The 13,742-nt window shown below is 71.7% G+C and carries 20 protein-coding genes; 14 read left to right on the forward strand and 6 right to left on the reverse strand.

Features of this window, described 5'->3' with window-relative positions; all coding sequences use genetic code 11:
* Nucleotides 1–55 precede the first annotated feature (55 nt).
* Complete coding sequence (locus AC3IYI_RS17685; RefSeq protein ID WP_489411087.1) at nt 56–1,177, reverse strand: tyrosine-protein phosphatase; 1,122 nt, start codon at nt 1,175–1,177, stop codon at nt 56–58.
* Nucleotides 1,178–1,605: 428 nt separating this feature from the next.
* On the opposite strand from AC3IYI_RS17685, the gene AC3IYI_RS17690 reads away from it, so the two are divergent.
* From AC3IYI_RS17690 to AC3IYI_RS17705, 4 genes are all read left to right on the forward strand, one after another.
* The gene (locus AC3IYI_RS17690; RefSeq protein ID WP_489411088.1) at nt 1,606–2,910 is read left to right on the forward strand and encodes an ADP-ribosylglycohydrolase family protein; all 1,305 of its coding nucleotides are present in this window, start codon (nt 1,606–1,608) and stop codon (nt 2,908–2,910) included.
* A gap of 121 nt (nt 2,911–3,031) precedes the next feature.
* Entirely contained in the window at nt 3,032–3,892 is an 861-nt protein-coding gene (locus tag AC3IYI_RS17695) for a TIGR03619 family F420-dependent LLM class oxidoreductase (protein ID WP_489411089.1), read from the forward strand.
* A gap of 57 nt (nt 3,893–3,949) precedes the next feature.
* On the forward strand, nt 3,950–4,231 hold the full coding sequence (locus AC3IYI_RS17700; protein ID WP_489411090.1) for a type II toxin-antitoxin system Phd/YefM family antitoxin: 282 nt from the start codon (nt 3,950–3,952) through the stop codon (nt 4,229–4,231).
* Nucleotides 4,232–4,234: 3 nt separating this feature from the next.
* Entirely contained in the window at nt 4,235–4,516 is a 282-nt protein-coding gene (locus tag AC3IYI_RS17705) for a type II toxin-antitoxin system RelE family toxin (protein ID WP_489411091.1), read from the forward strand.
* Between the two features lie 23 nt (nt 4,517–4,539).
* On the opposite strand, the gene AC3IYI_RS17710 is transcribed toward AC3IYI_RS17705, so the two are convergent.
* Nucleotides 4,540–5,031, reverse strand: coding sequence for an ATP-binding protein (locus AC3IYI_RS17710; protein ID WP_489411092.1), 492 nt, complete (start codon nt 5,029–5,031; stop codon nt 4,540–4,542).
* 128 nt (nt 5,032–5,159) lie between these two features.
* On the opposite strand from AC3IYI_RS17710, the gene AC3IYI_RS17715 reads away from it, so the two are divergent.
* A complete protein-coding gene (locus AC3IYI_RS17715) occupies nt 5,160–5,996 on the forward strand; it encodes a helix-turn-helix domain-containing protein (RefSeq protein WP_489411093.1) in 837 nt (278 codons plus the stop codon).
* The gene (locus AC3IYI_RS17720) at nt 5,993–6,238 is read left to right on the forward strand and encodes a DUF397 domain-containing protein (RefSeq protein WP_489411094.1); all 246 of its coding nucleotides are present in this window, start codon (nt 5,993–5,995) and stop codon (nt 6,236–6,238) included. Before AC3IYI_RS17715 ends, AC3IYI_RS17720 begins: the two co-directional genes overlap by 4 nt.
* Before the next feature lie 28 nt (nt 6,239–6,266).
* Here AC3IYI_RS17720 and AC3IYI_RS17725 read toward each other — a convergent pair whose 3' ends face one another.
* The gene (locus AC3IYI_RS17725; RefSeq protein WP_489411095.1) at nt 6,267–6,854 is read right to left on the reverse strand and encodes a TetR-like C-terminal domain-containing protein; all 588 of its coding nucleotides are present in this window, start codon (nt 6,852–6,854) and stop codon (nt 6,267–6,269) included.
* A gap of 19 nt (nt 6,855–6,873) precedes the next feature.
* Here AC3IYI_RS17725 and AC3IYI_RS17730 point away from each other — a divergent pair, with 19 nt between their 5' ends.
* A complete protein-coding gene (locus AC3IYI_RS17730; protein ID WP_489411096.1) occupies nt 6,874–7,305 on the forward strand; it encodes a DUF6463 family protein in 432 nt (143 codons plus the stop codon).
* A gap of 64 nt (nt 7,306–7,369) precedes the next feature.
* Here AC3IYI_RS17730 and AC3IYI_RS17735 read toward each other — a convergent pair whose 3' ends face one another.
* Complete coding sequence (locus tag AC3IYI_RS17735) at nt 7,370–7,906, reverse strand: GNAT family N-acetyltransferase (RefSeq protein WP_489411097.1); 537 nt, start codon at nt 7,904–7,906, stop codon at nt 7,370–7,372.
* A gap of 101 nt (nt 7,907–8,007) precedes the next feature.
* Here AC3IYI_RS17735 and AC3IYI_RS17740 point away from each other — a divergent pair, with 101 nt between their 5' ends.
* From AC3IYI_RS17740 to AC3IYI_RS17760, 5 genes are all read left to right on the forward strand, one after another.
* Nucleotides 8,008–8,511 carry a GNAT family N-acetyltransferase gene (locus tag AC3IYI_RS17740; protein WP_489411098.1) on the forward strand — a complete coding sequence of 168 codons (504 nt, stop codon included), beginning with the start codon at nt 8,008–8,010 and terminating at the stop codon, nt 8,509–8,511.
* Complete coding sequence (locus tag AC3IYI_RS17745; protein ID WP_489411099.1) at nt 8,498–9,136, forward strand: LysE family translocator; 639 nt, start codon at nt 8,498–8,500, stop codon at nt 9,134–9,136. The genes AC3IYI_RS17740 and AC3IYI_RS17745 overlap by 14 nt, the downstream gene beginning before the upstream one ends.
* A 60-nt stretch (nt 9,137–9,196) precedes the next feature.
* Nucleotides 9,197–9,775 carry a hypothetical protein gene (locus tag AC3IYI_RS17750; RefSeq protein ID WP_489411100.1) on the forward strand — a complete coding sequence of 193 codons (579 nt, stop codon included), beginning with the start codon at nt 9,197–9,199 and terminating at the stop codon, nt 9,773–9,775.
* A gap of 74 nt (nt 9,776–9,849) precedes the next feature.
* Nucleotides 9,850–10,824, forward strand: a complete 975-nt coding sequence (locus AC3IYI_RS17755) for a sigma-70 family RNA polymerase sigma factor (protein ID WP_489411101.1) — start codon at nt 9,850–9,852, stop codon at nt 10,822–10,824.
* A 35-nt stretch (nt 10,825–10,859) separates the two neighbouring features.
* Nucleotides 10,860–11,258: a VOC family protein gene (locus AC3IYI_RS17760; protein WP_489411102.1), complete on the forward strand. Its 399-nt coding sequence runs from the start codon at nt 10,860–10,862 to the stop codon at nt 11,256–11,258.
* Nucleotides 11,259–11,273: 15 nt separating this feature from the next.
* On the opposite strand, the gene AC3IYI_RS17765 is transcribed toward AC3IYI_RS17760, so the two are convergent.
* Both AC3IYI_RS17765 and AC3IYI_RS17770 read right to left on the reverse strand, forming a co-directional pair.
* The gene (locus AC3IYI_RS17765; protein WP_489411103.1) at nt 11,274–12,062 is read right to left on the reverse strand and encodes a bestrophin-like domain; all 789 of its coding nucleotides are present in this window, start codon (nt 12,060–12,062) and stop codon (nt 11,274–11,276) included.
* Between the two features lie 43 nt (nt 12,063–12,105).
* Nucleotides 12,106–12,549, reverse strand: coding sequence for a winged helix-turn-helix transcriptional regulator (locus AC3IYI_RS17770; protein WP_489411104.1), 444 nt, complete (start codon nt 12,547–12,549; stop codon nt 12,106–12,108).
* A 59-nt stretch (nt 12,550–12,608) separates the two neighbouring features.
* Here AC3IYI_RS17770 and AC3IYI_RS17775 point away from each other — a divergent pair, with 59 nt between their 5' ends.
* Complete coding sequence (locus AC3IYI_RS17775; RefSeq protein ID WP_489411105.1) at nt 12,609–13,259, forward strand: NAD(P)-dependent oxidoreductase; 651 nt, start codon at nt 12,609–12,611, stop codon at nt 13,257–13,259.
* A complete protein-coding gene (locus AC3IYI_RS17780; protein WP_489411106.1) occupies nt 13,256–13,717 on the forward strand; it encodes a nitroreductase/quinone reductase family protein in 462 nt (153 codons plus the stop codon). The genes AC3IYI_RS17775 and AC3IYI_RS17780 overlap by 4 nt, the downstream gene beginning before the upstream one ends.
* Nucleotides 13,718–13,742: the final 25 nt, after the last annotated feature.

Below are 13,742 nucleotides of genomic sequence, written 5' to 3' on the forward strand. Positions count from 1 at the left end.
CCCCGCGCACGCGTGCGCATGCGCGGGGTCGGGGTCGGGGTCGGGGTCGGGCTGATCAGCCGACGAGAAGGTCCTTCTTCAGCTGCTTCAGCTCGTGGCCGTCGATGCCGAGGCCGGTCTTGAGGTAGTTGTCGAAGGTGCCGTACGTGGCGGTGACCTCGTCGTACCCGGCGTTGAGGTATTCGGGGCGCACGTCCAGCAGCGGCTTGTAGACGGCGGCGTGCGAGGCCGGCAGGTGCGAGAGGATCGCCTCGTTGGCGGCCTTGCGGTAGTCGTTGCTGGCCAGGTAGTCGGCCATCACGGTCTCGCTCGGCACTCCGAGGGCGGTCAGCAGGGAGGCGTTCGCCCAGCCCGTACGGTCCTTGCCCGCGGTGCAGTGGAACAGGACGGAGCGGTTGCGGTCGCGGTTGCGGTCGCGGTTGCGGTCGCGGTCGCGCTCGATGCCTTCAAAGACCTGCGTGTAGGCCTTCTTCCCGCCCTCCCCGCTGACCATGACCTTCTCGGCGTCGATCATGGCCTTGACGGCCTCGTCGGGGGTCTTGGGCATGGTCTGGAAGGAGCCGGAGCCCGCGAAGACGTCGGCGACGACGTAGTTCGCGCCGGCCGGGACCTTGTCCACGTCCGTGGTGCGCTCGCTCTCCATGCGGAGGTCGAAGACCGTCTTGACGCGCAGGCGCTGGAGCTTGGCGAGGTCGTTCTCGGTGAGCTTGTTGAGGGCGTCGGAACGGTAGATCTCGCCCATCTTGACCCACTGGCCGTTCGTGGTGCGGTAGCCGCCCGCGTCACGGAAGTTGGTGGTGCCGTCCAGCTTGATCAGCCGGTCGGCCAGGCGCAGGCCCTCGCCGCGCTCGGGCTCGAAGTCGAACCACTGCCGGTCGGCGGCGGGCAGCCCGCTGACCACGGCCTCGCCCTGGGCTCCGCCCTGGGCGACGACCTTGCCGTTCGCCTTGATCTCCACGTGCTTGGTGCTGCCCTTGGCGTTCCACTTCAGGGTGTACGCGCCGTCGGCACCGGCGGTGACGGTGGCCTCGGTGAAGGGGATGGAGGAGTTGCCGTTGCCGTGGTGCCGGCCGCCCCAGGAGAGGTCCCACCCGGAGGCGGAGGCGACGGGGGCCGCGGCGATGGCGACGGTGAGCGTGGAGGCGACGACGGTCGCGGCGAGCAGTGCCTTCTTCATGCCCCCGAGACTCTTGGCCTGCGAATAACGCAGTGTGAACTCTGCATGGCCGAAATCGACCGGGCGTAAGTCCACTGTCAAAACGTGCCACCCACCTGGCCGGCGCGGGAACGCACCCCGGGCAGAGTCCGTTGCCGCGTGCGGCGCCGTTCCGGGGGCCAGCCCCCGCACCCCCGCTCCTCAAACGCCGGAGGGGCTGGATTTTCGCCGGCGTCAGCCATATCCAGCCCCTCCGGCGTTTGAGGAGCGGGGTCTGGGGCGGAGCCCCAGGGGGCCCGGACATCGGGCTTCGCACCCCGCAGGGGAGCGGCGGAATTTCAGCCGTTCCCGGTCCACAGGCGTCCGCATGACCGACTGCTTCCGGACCCGATCGGTACTGTCCACTACAGTGCCCGCCAGAGCACGCGCGGGAGTCCGGGGGGATCGAAATGGACACGGCGACGGAAACGTCCGGGGAGCAACAGGGCAGGCCCGGGGCCGCCCAGCCCCTCCAGGCAGCACCTGGAACCACCGGCGGAGCCACTGGCGGAGCCACCGGAACCACCGGAACCACCGGAACCAGCCTCGGCCCCGCCACGGGCCCCGCCGCCGGCGCCACCCTCGGCGGCCGCGCCGCCGTCACCACCGGCCTCTGGGGCCGCACCGAGCAGCAGGACTTCCGTAGCCGCGTCCGGGGAACCCTCCTCGGCTCGGCCATCGGCGACGCCCTCGGCGCACCCGTCGCCGCCCTCTCCCTCCCCGAACTCCTCACCGCCCACGGCCCGGCGGGCCTCACCGGACCGGCGGCCGCCCCCCGCGCCGAGATCACCGCCGCCACCCAGCTCGGCCTCTTCACCGTGGACGGCCTGATACGGGCTCACGTGCGCCGCGACACCGGCGCCTGGCACCCACCGACCGACGTGCACCGCGCGTACCTCCGCTGGGCCCTCACCCAGCACGACTGGGGCCCCGACGAGCGCCGCGAGGACAACGGCTGGCTCGCGCAGGAGGAGTGGCTCTACGCCCGCCGCTCCCCCGACCGCTCCTGCCTGACCGGCTTCGCCGACGGAGTCCTCGGCACGCTCGCCCAGCCGAAGAACCCGACCGCCCTGGATCCGGCCGCCGCCACCCGTTCCGCCCCCTTCGGGCTCCTGGTCGGCTGGGAGCCGGCCCTGGTCCTCCAACTCGCCGTCGAGTGCGCCGCGCAGAGCCACGGACACCCCACCGCCTACCTGTCGGCCGGCGCCCACGCCGTCATCGTCCACGGCCTGACCCGCGGCGAGTCCCTCGACTCCGCCGTCCAGCGCGCACTGGGCCTGCTCGGCGTCCGCCCCGGCCACCAGCCCGTCACGGACGCCCTGCAGCGCGCGCTCGGCGCCGTCACCACGGGGGTCCCGTCGCCGCAGACGGTCGAGGGCCTGTCCCCCGGCTCCCCCGGCCACGGCCGCCACGCCGAGGAGGTCCTCGCCATCGCGGTGTACTGCGCCCTCGTCGCCGAGAACGTGGCGCACGGCCTGCGCCTCGCGGTGAACCACGGCGGCGACTCCGCGGCCACCGGCACCCTGTGCGGCTCCCTGCTCGGCGCCCAGCACGGCGAAACGGCCCTCCCGGCGGCCTGGCTCGCCGGCCTCGAAGGCCGCGCCACGGTCCTGGAACTCGCCGACGACTTCGCCCTGGAGATGACCCAGGGCCCCGCCCTCCACGGCCCCGCGGCGGCCTCGGCCACCTGGCTGACCCGGTACCCGCGGGGGTGATCCCGGGCGGACCGCCGCGGCCGTGGCCAGGACCGGGCGCCGTGGCCGACGCGCGCCCCTGCCCTCCGCACGCGCGAAGCCGTACTTTGGCCCTCCCCACACCACGGAGGTGTCAGCGCACATGCGGATCGCCACGACCGTCTTCCTCACCGACCGCACCATCGCTCCCGTACCCCTCGCCCGAGCCCTGGAGGAACGCGGCTTCTCCGGCCTCTACCTCCCCGAGCACACCCACATCCCGGTCAGCCGCGTCACCCCGGCCCCCATGGGCGGTGAGCTCCCCGACCGCTACGGCCGCACCCTGGACCCCTTCGTCGCCCTCGGCCAGGCCTCCGCCGTCACCGAGCGGCTCCACCTCGGCACCGGCATCACCCTCGTCGCCCAGCACGACCCCATCGACCTCGCGAAGCAGGTCGCCACGCTGGACCACCTGTCCGGCGGCCGCGTCACCCTCGGCATCGGCTACGGGTGGAACGTGGAGGAGGCCGCCGACCACGGAGTCGAGTGGCGCACCCGCCGCGAACTGGTCCGCGACCGCATGGCCCTGATGCGGACCCTGTGGTCCCCGCACCCCACGGCGTACGTGGGCCAGTTCTCCTCCGTCCAGGCCAGCTCGGCCCACCCCAAGCCGGTCCAGACCCCGCGCGAGCTCGCCCCGGGCGTCCCCCTGTACGGCCCGCGCACCCTGATCGGCGGCCAGGCCGGCCCGAAGCTGTTCGCAGCCATCGCCGACCACAGCGACGGCTGGCTCCCGATCGGCGGCGGCGGCCTGACGGAGTCCCTCCCGGCCCTGCGCCAGGTCTGGGAGGCCGCGGGCCGCGACCCCAAGTCCCTCCAGGTGGTCCCGTACGCCGTCCAGCCGACCCCCGGCAAGATGTCCCACTACGCCGACCTGGGCATCGAGGAGGTCGTCCTCCAGCTCCCCTCGGAGGAGGAGCCCGCGATCCTGCGCATCCTGGACGAGTTCGGCCAGTACCTCTGAATCTCTGAACCTCTGAACCTCTGAGAGCCCCGCAGGCACATTCGGTACATTCGCTGCATGAGTGAGCCTGTGATCGAGTCCATGGAAGAAGTGAGCAGCCACCTGGCGGACGCCATGGCCCGCGCGTGCCGCGAAGGCGTCCCCACGGTCATCACGCGCGGCGGCAAGCAGGAGGCGGTCGTGATCGGCATCGAGGAGTACCGGCTGCTGCGCCGGCTCACGGACGAAGCCGAGGACTCATGGCTGAACGAAAGGGCCGACGAATCCGAGCGCGCAGGGTCCGCAGGGTCCGCCACGCTCGAGGAGATGGCCGCCGTCCTCCGTCACGAAGAGTGCTGACAGATGACCCACACCATCCGCCTCACCCGGCACGGACAACGCGACCTGCTCTCGGTCCCCCGCCCTGACGCCCTGCACATCCTGCAACGACTCGCCGAGTTCGAGGGGGCCCTCGCGGCGGGGGACTCGGCAGCCTTCGACATCAGGGCCCTGCACGGGCACGCATCACGCCGCCGCCTCCGCGTCGGCGACTACCGCGTGGTCTACACGATCGAGGACGGCCGGCTCGTCATCTGGGTCGTCGCCGACGCCCGGCACCACCGCGAGGCGCATCGCCAACAGTGAGCGCCACCGCCCTCGGCGCCGCGCTACGCGTGCCGGACGACCTGATAGGCCGTCTGCGACACGGGCGCCGGGTCCGGGGCCCCGGCCCCGGCCCGAACCGTCAGCTCCGCCCAGACCGTCTTCCCGACCACCCGGTCCCTGACCCCCCAGTCGGCGGCGACGGCGTCGACGATGCGCATGCCGTAGCCCGACTCGGCCCCGTACTCGTGCGGCCGGACGGCCGGGCGGCGGTCCCGGCGCGCGTCGGACACCTCGATGCGCAGCGCCCCGGGGAGCAGACTCAGCCGGAGTTCGAAGTCCCGCCCGGGGACCCGGCCATGGGCCACCGCGTTGGCGGCGAGCTCGGCGACGAGCAGCCCGGCGTCCTCGGAGAGCCCGGTGCGGTCGGGGATGCCCCAGTCGTGCAGCTCGACGAGCGCCAGCTGCCGCGCCAGGCGGGCGCCGAGCCGGGTGGAACTGAAACGCTGAGTGAACGTGCGTGCGAGGGTCTGGGCGGCGCCCGAAGGTGTGGTCATGGGAGCAAAGTCCCGTGCGAGGTGGGGTGTTCCCCAGCAAGTGAACCGCTACTTTTCATCTGTACGAGTTCGCGCTCTGGACAGTCTCGGTCACCGACAGTGAACATGATGCCGGGGAGGTGACCTCCATGGCGAGTGTCGATGACAGCGGTGACAACGAGGTCGAGCCGGACGCCGACCTGCGCAACTTCGGCGAGATGGTCAAGGCCTTCAGGAAGCGCGCCGGCCTGACCCAGGAGCAACTGCACCCTCTGATCCGGTACTCCGTGCAGTACATCGGGTCGGTGGAGCAGGGGCGGCGGCACCCGTCCACGCGGTTCGTGGAGAAGGTGGAGGAGGTACTGGACGCCTTCGGCGTCATCCGCATCGCCGCGAAGCAGCTGACGAGGCGACGGGGACTGGCGAAGTGGTTCAGGCGGTGGGCGGAGCTCGAGGAGGACGCGGTCGCCCTCAACACGTACGAGTGCAGGTCCATTCCAGGCCTGTTACAGACGGAGGCCTACGCCCGGGCCCAGATCCGAGACGTCCCACCACTGCCGACACCCGAACAGGTGGAGGCCCGCATCATCTTCCGGCTGTCCCGGCAGGCGGTGCTCCTCAAGACCCCGTACGTCGCCTTCAGCTTCATCATCGAGCAGTCGGTGATCGAACGGCAGACGGGCGGGCCGGAGGTGACGCGCGAGCTGATCGACCACCTGCTGGAGACGGGGAGGCTGCCCAATGTGGATCTGCAGATCATGCCTACGGTCAGCCTGGAACACGCGGGCCCAGGCGGCGCCTTCCAACTCCTCGAAACCCAGGAGCACCAGTGGCTGGGGTACAGCGAGGGGCAGAAGACGGGCCGGGTCATCTCCGACCCGAAAGACGTCAGCGACCTCCACCAGCGGTATGCCAAACTTCGCATCCAGGCCCTCAACCCTGCGGACAGTGCGGGCCTGTTGATGCGAATGCGAGGATCCCTGTGAACAGCTCCCGGCTCCGGTGGTTCAAGAGCAGCTACAGCAGCAGCGACGGCGACAGCTGCGTCGAGGTCGCCCTCTCCTGGCACAAGTCCACGTACAGCGGCAGCGAGGGCGACAACTGCGTAGAGGTCGCGAGCTGCGCCGACTCCGTCCACATCCGGGACTCCAAGCTGACCACCAGCCCCGAGCTGGCGGTCTCCCCCCGGACCTGGGCCGCGTTCGTGGGCGGGGTCACCGGGGCCTGAGCTGCGGGCTACCCCTTCCCCCGGTCGGTCAATTGCCCCGGGCGGCGGCTTCGGCGAGCGCGGCGATGCGCGATGCGAGGGCGGGGGTGGGTGGCTGGGCGAGGAGGAACAGCCAGGCGTACGCGGTGCCGAGTACGGCGGCGTGCACCAAGGCGGGGTCTGGCGGTGTGGTGAGTTCGCCTCGCTGGTGGGCGCGTTCCAGCAACTCGGTGATCTGTGCGCGTTCTTCGGCGATGAAGGTCTCCTGGAACCGCGCGGCGATGTCGGGCTGCTGCTGCAGGTCCGCGAGCAGCCCGGGGGTGGCTGCGGCGGTCACCGGGTCGGAGAAGATCCCCAGGATCAGGTTCGCGAGCGCTGTGAGGTCGCCGGCGAGTGTTCCGGTGTCGGGCAGGGGCTGCGATTTCCTCCCGTGCACGAGTACGGAGAAGACGAGTTCGCCGCGTGAGGTGTGGCGGCGGTAGATGGCCGCTTTACCGATGCCCGCCTTGGCGGCGATGGCGTCCATGGTCAGGCCGGCGTATCCCACGCGTGGCACCAACTCGCGTACCGCGTCGCGGATTGCGGCGTCCACGCGGGTCTCGCGCGGGCGGCCGGCGGGTTGCTTCGGAGGCTGCATTGGCCCATCATACGGAACTATGAGTATCGGAACCGAGCGTATCGAAACTTGTTCCGCGGGCGGCAGCGATCGCGCCCGCACCCTGACCCTGTGGGCAGGCCGCAGTTCCGTGTCCATCGGCGTCCTCCACACCGCGCTCTTCGCCGTCGTGTCCCGGTCGCAGTGGGGCGGCTGGCTGTCGGGCGAGCTGCGTGGCGCGGACCCCGACACCCACGCCGAGGCGGTGCGTCTGTTCTGGGCGCTGCCGGGCGGCTTCGCGGTGCCGCTGATTCTGCTGGGCCTGCTGCTGTCGCGGATGGCCCGCACCGGCCAGGAGGTCCCGCGCTACGTGGGATGGGTCGTGGCGGGATGGGTGGTGCTGGCCGGGTGGATCCTGGGACCGTCGGGGTTCCTGTTGGGTCTGGTGCCGGCCGTGCTGCTGATCCTCGCGTCCTGGGGGCGGCGGACGTAGCAAGCATTCTTCGGACTGCAGCCCCACCGCCGCCACCAGTGAGCTTGCCCCCTGTCAGCAGGCCCTATCGCTTCGGCTCCCAGTCCTCGACGAGGAGGCCGAGCAGGACCTCGTCCAGGAACTCGCCCATCACCCAGGCCGAGGAACGCAGTACGCCCTCGCGGACGAAGCCGTTGCGCTCTGCGGAGCGGAGCATCGGGGCGTTGTCCGCCAGCGTCTCGATCTGCAGCCGGTGCATGCCGCGTACGACGAAGCCGTAGTGGCAGAGCACCGCGACCACGTCGGTGCTGTAGCCCTTGCCGCGGGCGGACGGCAACAGCCCGAGGCCGACGTGCGCGGCCCGGCTGTGGTTGTCGATCCCCCACAGCGTCGCGGTGCCGATCAGCGCGCCGCTCTCCAGGTCCACCACGGAGAACGGGACGTGGCCCTGTTCCTTGTCGTCCACCACGAACGGCAGCGCCTCCGAACCGGCCATGAGCGGCCGCCACGGGTGGCCCGTAGACCTCGATGCGGTGACCACGTCGTCGTGGAGACCGGCATGCAGGATCGGGATGTCGTCCTCGTGCCGGGCCCTGAGCCCCACCGTGTTGCCTTTTAGCATGCAAGGTTCCTATCCGACCGGGCCGTGCGACGGCAACCCGATAGATCAACGGAAGGCACCCGTCTGCCGGTTCACGGCAGGCGCACTGAGATACTCCGGCCATGGATGCAGAGGGGATGTGGGTGCTGCGTTCTGCGGTGGCGGCGGACGTCGAGGTGATCGCGGAGTTGCGGGCCGGGGTCATGCGTGGGGACTTGGAACGCCTCGGGCGCTACGACGAGCACCGGGTACGGCAGCGGCTGCGGGACTCCTTCTCGCCGCAGCACACGTCGATCGTCATGATCGACAGTGAGCTCGCGGGATGCGTCACGGTCCGGCCCGCCGAGGGCAGGCTGTGGCTGGAGCACTTCTACCTTGCTCCGCACCATCAGGGCCGAGGGCTCGGATCCGCCGTGTTGCGGGCGGTGCTGGAGCGGACGGACGCGCAGGGCATGACCGTGGGCCTGAACGTCTTGCAGGGCAGTGCCGCCCGTCGGCTCTACGAGCGTCACGGATTCGTCGTGGAAGCCCAGGACCCGATCGACGTCTTCATGATGCGCCCGCCGGAAATCCCCTTCCCCTCCCAGCCCCCCGTCCGGAACGATGAACCGCATGGTGTCCACTGACCGGCTGTTGGCGTTCGCCGCCATGTCGTTGCTGCTGATCCTCATCCCCGGGCCGAGCGTGCTCTTCGTCATCGGGCGGGCACTGTCCCAGGGGTGGCGGGCCGCGCTGATCACGGTGGCCGGGAACACGCTGGGGGCGTACGTGCTCGTCGTCGGCGTGGCCTTCGGTGTGGGGTCCGTCGTGGAGCGGTCCGTGCTCGTGTTCACCGGGCTCAAGCTCGTGGGGGCCGCGTACCTCGTCTACCTGGGGATCAAGGCCTTCCGGCAGCGGCATTCACTCCGTGCGGAGTTCGGGGCGGGCGCAGCCGAGTACGGGAACTGGCGGTCGCTGTGGGAAGGCTTCGCCGTCGGAGTGGCCAATCCGAAGACCATCGTGTTCTTCGCCGCCGTGCTGCCGCAGTTCGTGGACCGCGATCAGGGGCACGTCACCGCCCAGATGCTGCTGCTCGGGCTCGTGTTCAACCTCATCGCCGTCGTCTGCGACAGCGCCTGGGGCATGGTCGCCGCGACCGCCCGCAGCTGGTTCTCGCGGTCGCCGCAGCGGCTCTCCGCCGTGGGTGGGGCCGGCGGGCTCGCGATGATCGGTCTGGGTGTGACCGTCGCCGCGACCGGGCGCAAGGACTGATCCGAAGCCTGATCCGAAACCCGCTCCGAAGCACGACCCGAAGACTCCCCAGGGGGAACCATGCGCGTCCGCTTACCGCTCGTATCGGTCATTGGCGTCATCGCCATCGGCGCCGCCCTGCTCACCGGATGCGCAGGCGAGCCCGAAGTCACGCCGCCGAAGACGAACGTGAGCTTCAAGCCCGCGCCGACCTTCACCGCACCGACCCCCAGCGCCACGGCGCCGCTGAACCCCGGCCCGGCCGTGATCCAGTGGTACCACACCGGCGGCGAGAAGCTGCTGCACGGACTGATCTCCGCAGCGCGGAGCGCCCAGACCGAGCACGAGGAAGGCAAGTTCATCATCGACCTGGGCCCGCTGTCCTCCCGACTGGAGGAGGCACGGGGGTACAACGTCGCCTACATCCCCGAGCAGAAGACCCACGACTCCTGGACCAAGGCCCGCGAGAGCCTCTCCAACGGCACGGACAGGGTGTTGAACGCGTCGGCCCTCTCCGTGTCGGCGACGGACAAGAAGAAGGTCGAGGAGGCGGCCGCAACCGGCTGGGCGGAGATCGGCGAGGGGATCCAGGCGCTCAAGGAGACCGACGACCAGCTCCGCGCGCTGGGCTGCACGCCGACCGAAGACCCCTGGAAGTAACGGGGTTTCGGCGCGGCCGGATGATCTACTGAGCCGACCGGTCGGGGACTCAGTACGGGGGTACGAGCATGGACATGGGCGTGGACACGGGCGTGGATACGGGTGTGGATACGGGCGTGGACGCGAACGCCGATGGCCAGCACCTGCTGGCCCTCCGCTTCGAGGAGCACCGCTCCCATCTCCGGGCCGTCGCCTACCGGATGCTCGGGTCGATCGGTGAGGCCGAGGACGCGGTCCAGGAGGCCTGGCTGCGGTTGAGCCGTAGCGACGTCAGTGACGTGGAGAACCTCGGCGGGTGGCTGACGACGGTCGTGGCCCGGCTGTGCCTGAACGGGCTGCGGGCCCGGGAGACCCGCCGCGAGGACTCCCTCGACGACCGGCTGGACCGGACGGGCGGGGTCGACGCCGCTCCCCGGATGCCCGACCCGGTCCTCGCCCGGGAGGGCGGGGTGGTCGACCCCGAGCACGAAGTGCTCCTCGCCGATTCCGTCGGGCTCGCTCTCCTCGTGGTGCTCGAATCCCTCGCTCCGGCGGAGCGGCTGGCGTTCGTCCTGCACGACATGTTCTCCGTGCCGTTCGACGAGATCGCCCTGATGCTCGACAGGACACCGACGGCCACCCGGCAGCTCGCCAGCCGTGCGCGGCGCCGCGTCCAGGGGCAGGCGCACGCGCCGGATCCGGACCTGGCCCGGCAGCGCGAGGCCGTCAGCGCGTTCTTCGCGGCCACCCGCGACGGAGACTTCGACGCGCTCCTCGCCCTGCTCCACCCCGACGTCGTCCTGCGTTCCGACGGCGGCACGGTGCGCGCCGGCCAGTCGGTGGTTCTGACCGGTGCCCGGACCGTGGGGTCGCAGGCGGCCCTCTACAGCGGCCTCGCCCCGTTCGTCCGCCCCGTGCTCGTCAACGGGGCCGCCGGCGTGCTGTGCGTGGTCGAGGGCCGGCTGATGTCGGTGATGGCCTTCACGGTCACCGGCGGCCGGATCACCGCCATCGACGTGCTCACCGATCCCGACCGGCTGGACGCCATCGACCTCGGTCCCCTCACCTGACGCTCCGGCCCCGGCCCGCCCGTACCCTCTCCTCCATGATCGACTCACACGCGCACATCCGGATAGCCCGGCCCTCCCTCGATCTCGCCGCCGCCGAGCGGTTCTACGTGGAAGGGCTGGGGCTCGACGTGCAGTGGCGCTCCACCGAGCGGGTCTCCGGGGAGCACGACCTGTTGATGGTCGGGCCCCTCGGGGGCGGCTGGCACTTCGAGCTGACCCACGACCCCGAGAACCCGGTGGCCCCCTCCCCCACGGCCGAGGACCTCTTCGTCGTCTACCTGGGCAAGGAGCCCGACGAGGCCCTCGTGGCCCGGCTCGTCGAGCACGGCGGCACCCGTACGCCCGCCCACAACCCGTACTGGGACACCTACGGGGTCACCGTCACCGACCCCGACGGCTACCAGCTCGTGCTCTCCTCCCGCAGCTGGGGCTGAGCGCAAGCGGCCGCCTCAGCGCCAGAACTGCGCCAGGGCCGCGTCCTTGAACGGTGCCGGGCTCACGCTCAGTTCCCCGGCGAAGGGGCGGTCGAGGGCCAGCACCAGCAGCAGGCTGAAGCCGATCAGTCCCGCCACCGCCGAGACGAAGAGGAGCTGCATCTTCAGGCTCCGCAGTCCGAAGAGGAAGGTGAGCGGGAGGATCACCAGCGCACCGCCGTACACGAGCACTTGGAGCAGCGGAGGCAGCGAGGTCTCGGCCATCGTCACGCGCGCCCGGCGCTGCGCGGCCACGTCGTTGAGGCGGCCGACGGCCTCCCCGTAGAAGGTCTCGCTCCGGGGACCGGAGGGCTCGTAGGCCTGGAGTGCCGTGTACAGGGCGTGCGTCTGGCCGGCGGTGGCCTCGTAGCTGGGCCGGCCCTCGCGCATGAGGGGCCACTGGATCTCGACGACGGCGTGGACGTAGTCGTCCACCGCCCGGTCCACGCGGGCGCGTTCGGCCGGCGGGAAGACCTCCGCGCTGCGGACGACCAGGGCCAGGTCGGTGGCCTCGGTCGCGACGATGGTCTGGGTGTTCTCCAGCTGCGTCCACAGGGTGACGACGACGAAGGCCAGGATGATGCCGTAGATCGCGCCGAACATTCCGAGGGCCACCCCGACCATCTCGTTGTGGTCGCCGTTCGCGAGGTGCGGGAAGCGGCGGCGCGCGGCCAGGCTGCCGCCGATGGCGAGGGCGACGAAGCCGCCGACGAGGAGGACTCCGAGGAAGAACGTGCTGAGGTGATTGAGCAACCAGAGGATCATGTCCTGCCCAACGACCACCCCGCCGGGAGGGCCCGCCCCGAAATCAGCGCGAGCCGCTCGCCCGGGGGAGGCCTGCCGCCGCTGCCGCCTCTGCTGCCTCTGCCGCTGCCGCCCCTGCCTCCTGGGCGTCGAGCAGTTCGTCCCAGTGCTCCCGCGTCCACGCGCACGCCGCGTCCAAGGGGCCCAGCAGTCCCCGGCCGAGCGGAGTGAGGGCGTACTCGACCCGGCGCGCCGGGGTCTCGTACTCCGTGCGCGCCACGAAGCCGTCCCGCTCCAGCCCGCGCAGGGACTGGGTGAGGGACTTGGCGGTGATCTCGCGCAGCGGGACCTTGAGCTCCGAGAAGCGACGGGGGCCGTCCTGGAGGCAGCGCAGGATCAGCGTGGCCCACTTGTCGCCGATCCGGAACGGCACCAGGGGCGAGGGGCAGACGGGGTCGAACATCTCGGGGTCGAGGGGTGGGGGCGTGAGCGGCGGCCTCTGCGTCATGATCCACACGGTAGGCCGGTATCCGATCGGTAACCAGCCCTCCCCCTAGGGTCCGGGACATGACGAACCAGGGGAACGGACGGATCGACGAACAGATCAAGCTCAAGCTCATCGTCTTCGGTGCGGGCGGCCGCGTGGGCCGGGCCGTCGTCGCCGAGGCGCGGGCGCGGGGGCACGAGGTCACCGAGGCGGGGCGGCGCGACGGGGACGTCACCTCGGCGGCGGACGTGGCGCGGCTCGCCGCCGGGCACGACGCGGCGGTGGCGGCGGTGTACGACATGGAGGCCGTCCCGGGCGAGTTCTTCCCGGCGGCCGCCCGCGCGCTGGCGGCGGGGCTGAGCGGGGCCGGGGTGGGGCGGCTCGTGTCCGTCGGGCTGGCGTCCGTCCTGCCCACGCGGTCCGGGACGCTGCTGATGGACACCCCGGGCTACCCGCAGGAGTGGCGGGAGTTCTACGTCGGCCACGGCGCCGGCACCGAGGCCCTGCGGGCGGCCGCGCCGGCGGGCCTGGACTGGGCGGTGCTGAGCCCGTCCGGCGACTTCACCTCCGACGGCGAGCCCGGGGGCGGGGACGGGCCCGGGGACGGCTATGCCTTCGCCCCCGCCGACGCCGGGGCCCGGATCCCACACGCGGACTTCGCCCGGGCCGTCCTCGACGAGGTGCTCGCCCCGACCGTGCACCGCGCGCACGCGGGGGTGACGGGGGCATGACCGGCGCCACACCCGCCCCCACCGCCCCCTCCGCCACAGACAGCCCCAACCCCTGGGTGGCGGACCACATCCGCCGCTTCGAGGAGACCGGCGGCGTACCGCGCCCCGGGATCCGCGATCTGCTGCTGACCACGCGGGGGCGCCGCTCCGGGGTGCTGCGGCGCACGGCGCTGGCCTACGTGGCCGACGGGGACTCCTACGTCCTCACGGCGTCCAATGCCGGAGCCGAGCGCCACCCGGCCTGGTACCTGAATCTGAGCGCCGACCCGGCCGTCACGCTCCAGGTCGGCGCCGGGACCTTCCCGGCGCTCGCCCGCCCCGCGACCCCGTCGGAGGCGGAGCGGCTGTGGCCGGTGGTGGTGGCCGCGATGCCCTCGTACGCGGCCTACCGGGACGCGGCCGCGCGGACGGCCGGCCGCGAAGTCCCGCTGGTCCTGGTCACCCGTACCGACGGCTGACCCGCGGTTGCCCGGCGGCCCAGTC

The organism is Streptomyces sp. GL_148 (genome assembly GCF_057834205.1).

What these genes read in the sequence shown, in the direction of transcription:
- AC3IYI_RS17715 (WP_489411093.1), top strand. Translation starts at nt 5,160, where the DNA reads ATGGCGAGTGTCGATGACAGCGGTGACAACGAGGTCGAGCCGGACGCC.
- AC3IYI_RS17750 (WP_489411100.1), top strand. Translation starts at nt 9,197, where the DNA reads ATGCGCGTCCGCTTACCGCTCGTATCGGTCATTGGCGTCATCGCCATC.
- AC3IYI_RS17765 (WP_489411103.1), bottom strand. Translation starts at nt 12,062, where the DNA reads ATGATCCTCTGGTTGCTCAATCACCTCAGCACGTTCTTCCTCGGAGTC.
- AC3IYI_RS17685 (WP_489411087.1), bottom strand. Translation starts at nt 1,177, where the DNA reads ATGAAGAAGGCACTGCTCGCCGCGACCGTCGTCGCCTCCACGCTCACC.
- AC3IYI_RS17760 (WP_489411102.1), top strand. Translation starts at nt 10,860, where the DNA reads ATGATCGACTCACACGCGCACATCCGGATAGCCCGGCCCTCCCTCGAT.
- AC3IYI_RS17775 (WP_489411105.1), top strand. Translation starts at nt 12,609, where the DNA reads ATGACGAACCAGGGGAACGGACGGATCGACGAACAGATCAAGCTCAAG.
- AC3IYI_RS17770 (WP_489411104.1), bottom strand. Translation starts at nt 12,549, where the DNA reads ATGACGCAGAGGCCGCCGCTCACGCCCCCACCCCTCGACCCCGAGATG.
- AC3IYI_RS17695 (WP_489411089.1), top strand. Translation starts at nt 3,032, where the DNA reads ATGCGGATCGCCACGACCGTCTTCCTCACCGACCGCACCATCGCTCCC.
- AC3IYI_RS17700 (WP_489411090.1), top strand. Translation starts at nt 3,950, where the DNA reads ATGAGTGAGCCTGTGATCGAGTCCATGGAAGAAGTGAGCAGCCACCTG.
- AC3IYI_RS17705 (WP_489411091.1), top strand. Translation starts at nt 4,235, where the DNA reads ATGACCCACACCATCCGCCTCACCCGGCACGGACAACGCGACCTGCTC.
- AC3IYI_RS17735 (WP_489411097.1), bottom strand. Translation starts at nt 7,906, where the DNA reads ATGCTAAAAGGCAACACGGTGGGGCTCAGGGCCCGGCACGAGGACGAC.
- AC3IYI_RS17730 (WP_489411096.1), top strand. Translation starts at nt 6,874, where the DNA reads ATGAGTATCGGAACCGAGCGTATCGAAACTTGTTCCGCGGGCGGCAGC.
- AC3IYI_RS17755 (WP_489411101.1), top strand. Translation starts at nt 9,850, where the DNA reads ATGGGCGTGGACACGGGCGTGGATACGGGTGTGGATACGGGCGTGGAC.
- AC3IYI_RS17740 (WP_489411098.1), top strand. Translation starts at nt 8,008, where the DNA reads ATGGATGCAGAGGGGATGTGGGTGCTGCGTTCTGCGGTGGCGGCGGAC.
- AC3IYI_RS17745 (WP_489411099.1), top strand. Translation starts at nt 8,498, where the DNA reads ATGGTGTCCACTGACCGGCTGTTGGCGTTCGCCGCCATGTCGTTGCTG.
- AC3IYI_RS17725 (WP_489411095.1), bottom strand. Translation starts at nt 6,854, where the DNA reads ATGCAGCCTCCGAAGCAACCCGCCGGCCGCCCGCGCGAGACCCGCGTG.
- AC3IYI_RS17690 (WP_489411088.1), top strand. Translation starts at nt 1,606, where the DNA reads ATGGACACGGCGACGGAAACGTCCGGGGAGCAACAGGGCAGGCCCGGG.
- AC3IYI_RS17780 (WP_489411106.1), top strand. Translation starts at nt 13,256, where the DNA reads ATGACCGGCGCCACACCCGCCCCCACCGCCCCCTCCGCCACAGACAGC.
- AC3IYI_RS17710 (WP_489411092.1), bottom strand. Translation starts at nt 5,031, where the DNA reads ATGACCACACCTTCGGGCGCCGCCCAGACCCTCGCACGCACGTTCACT.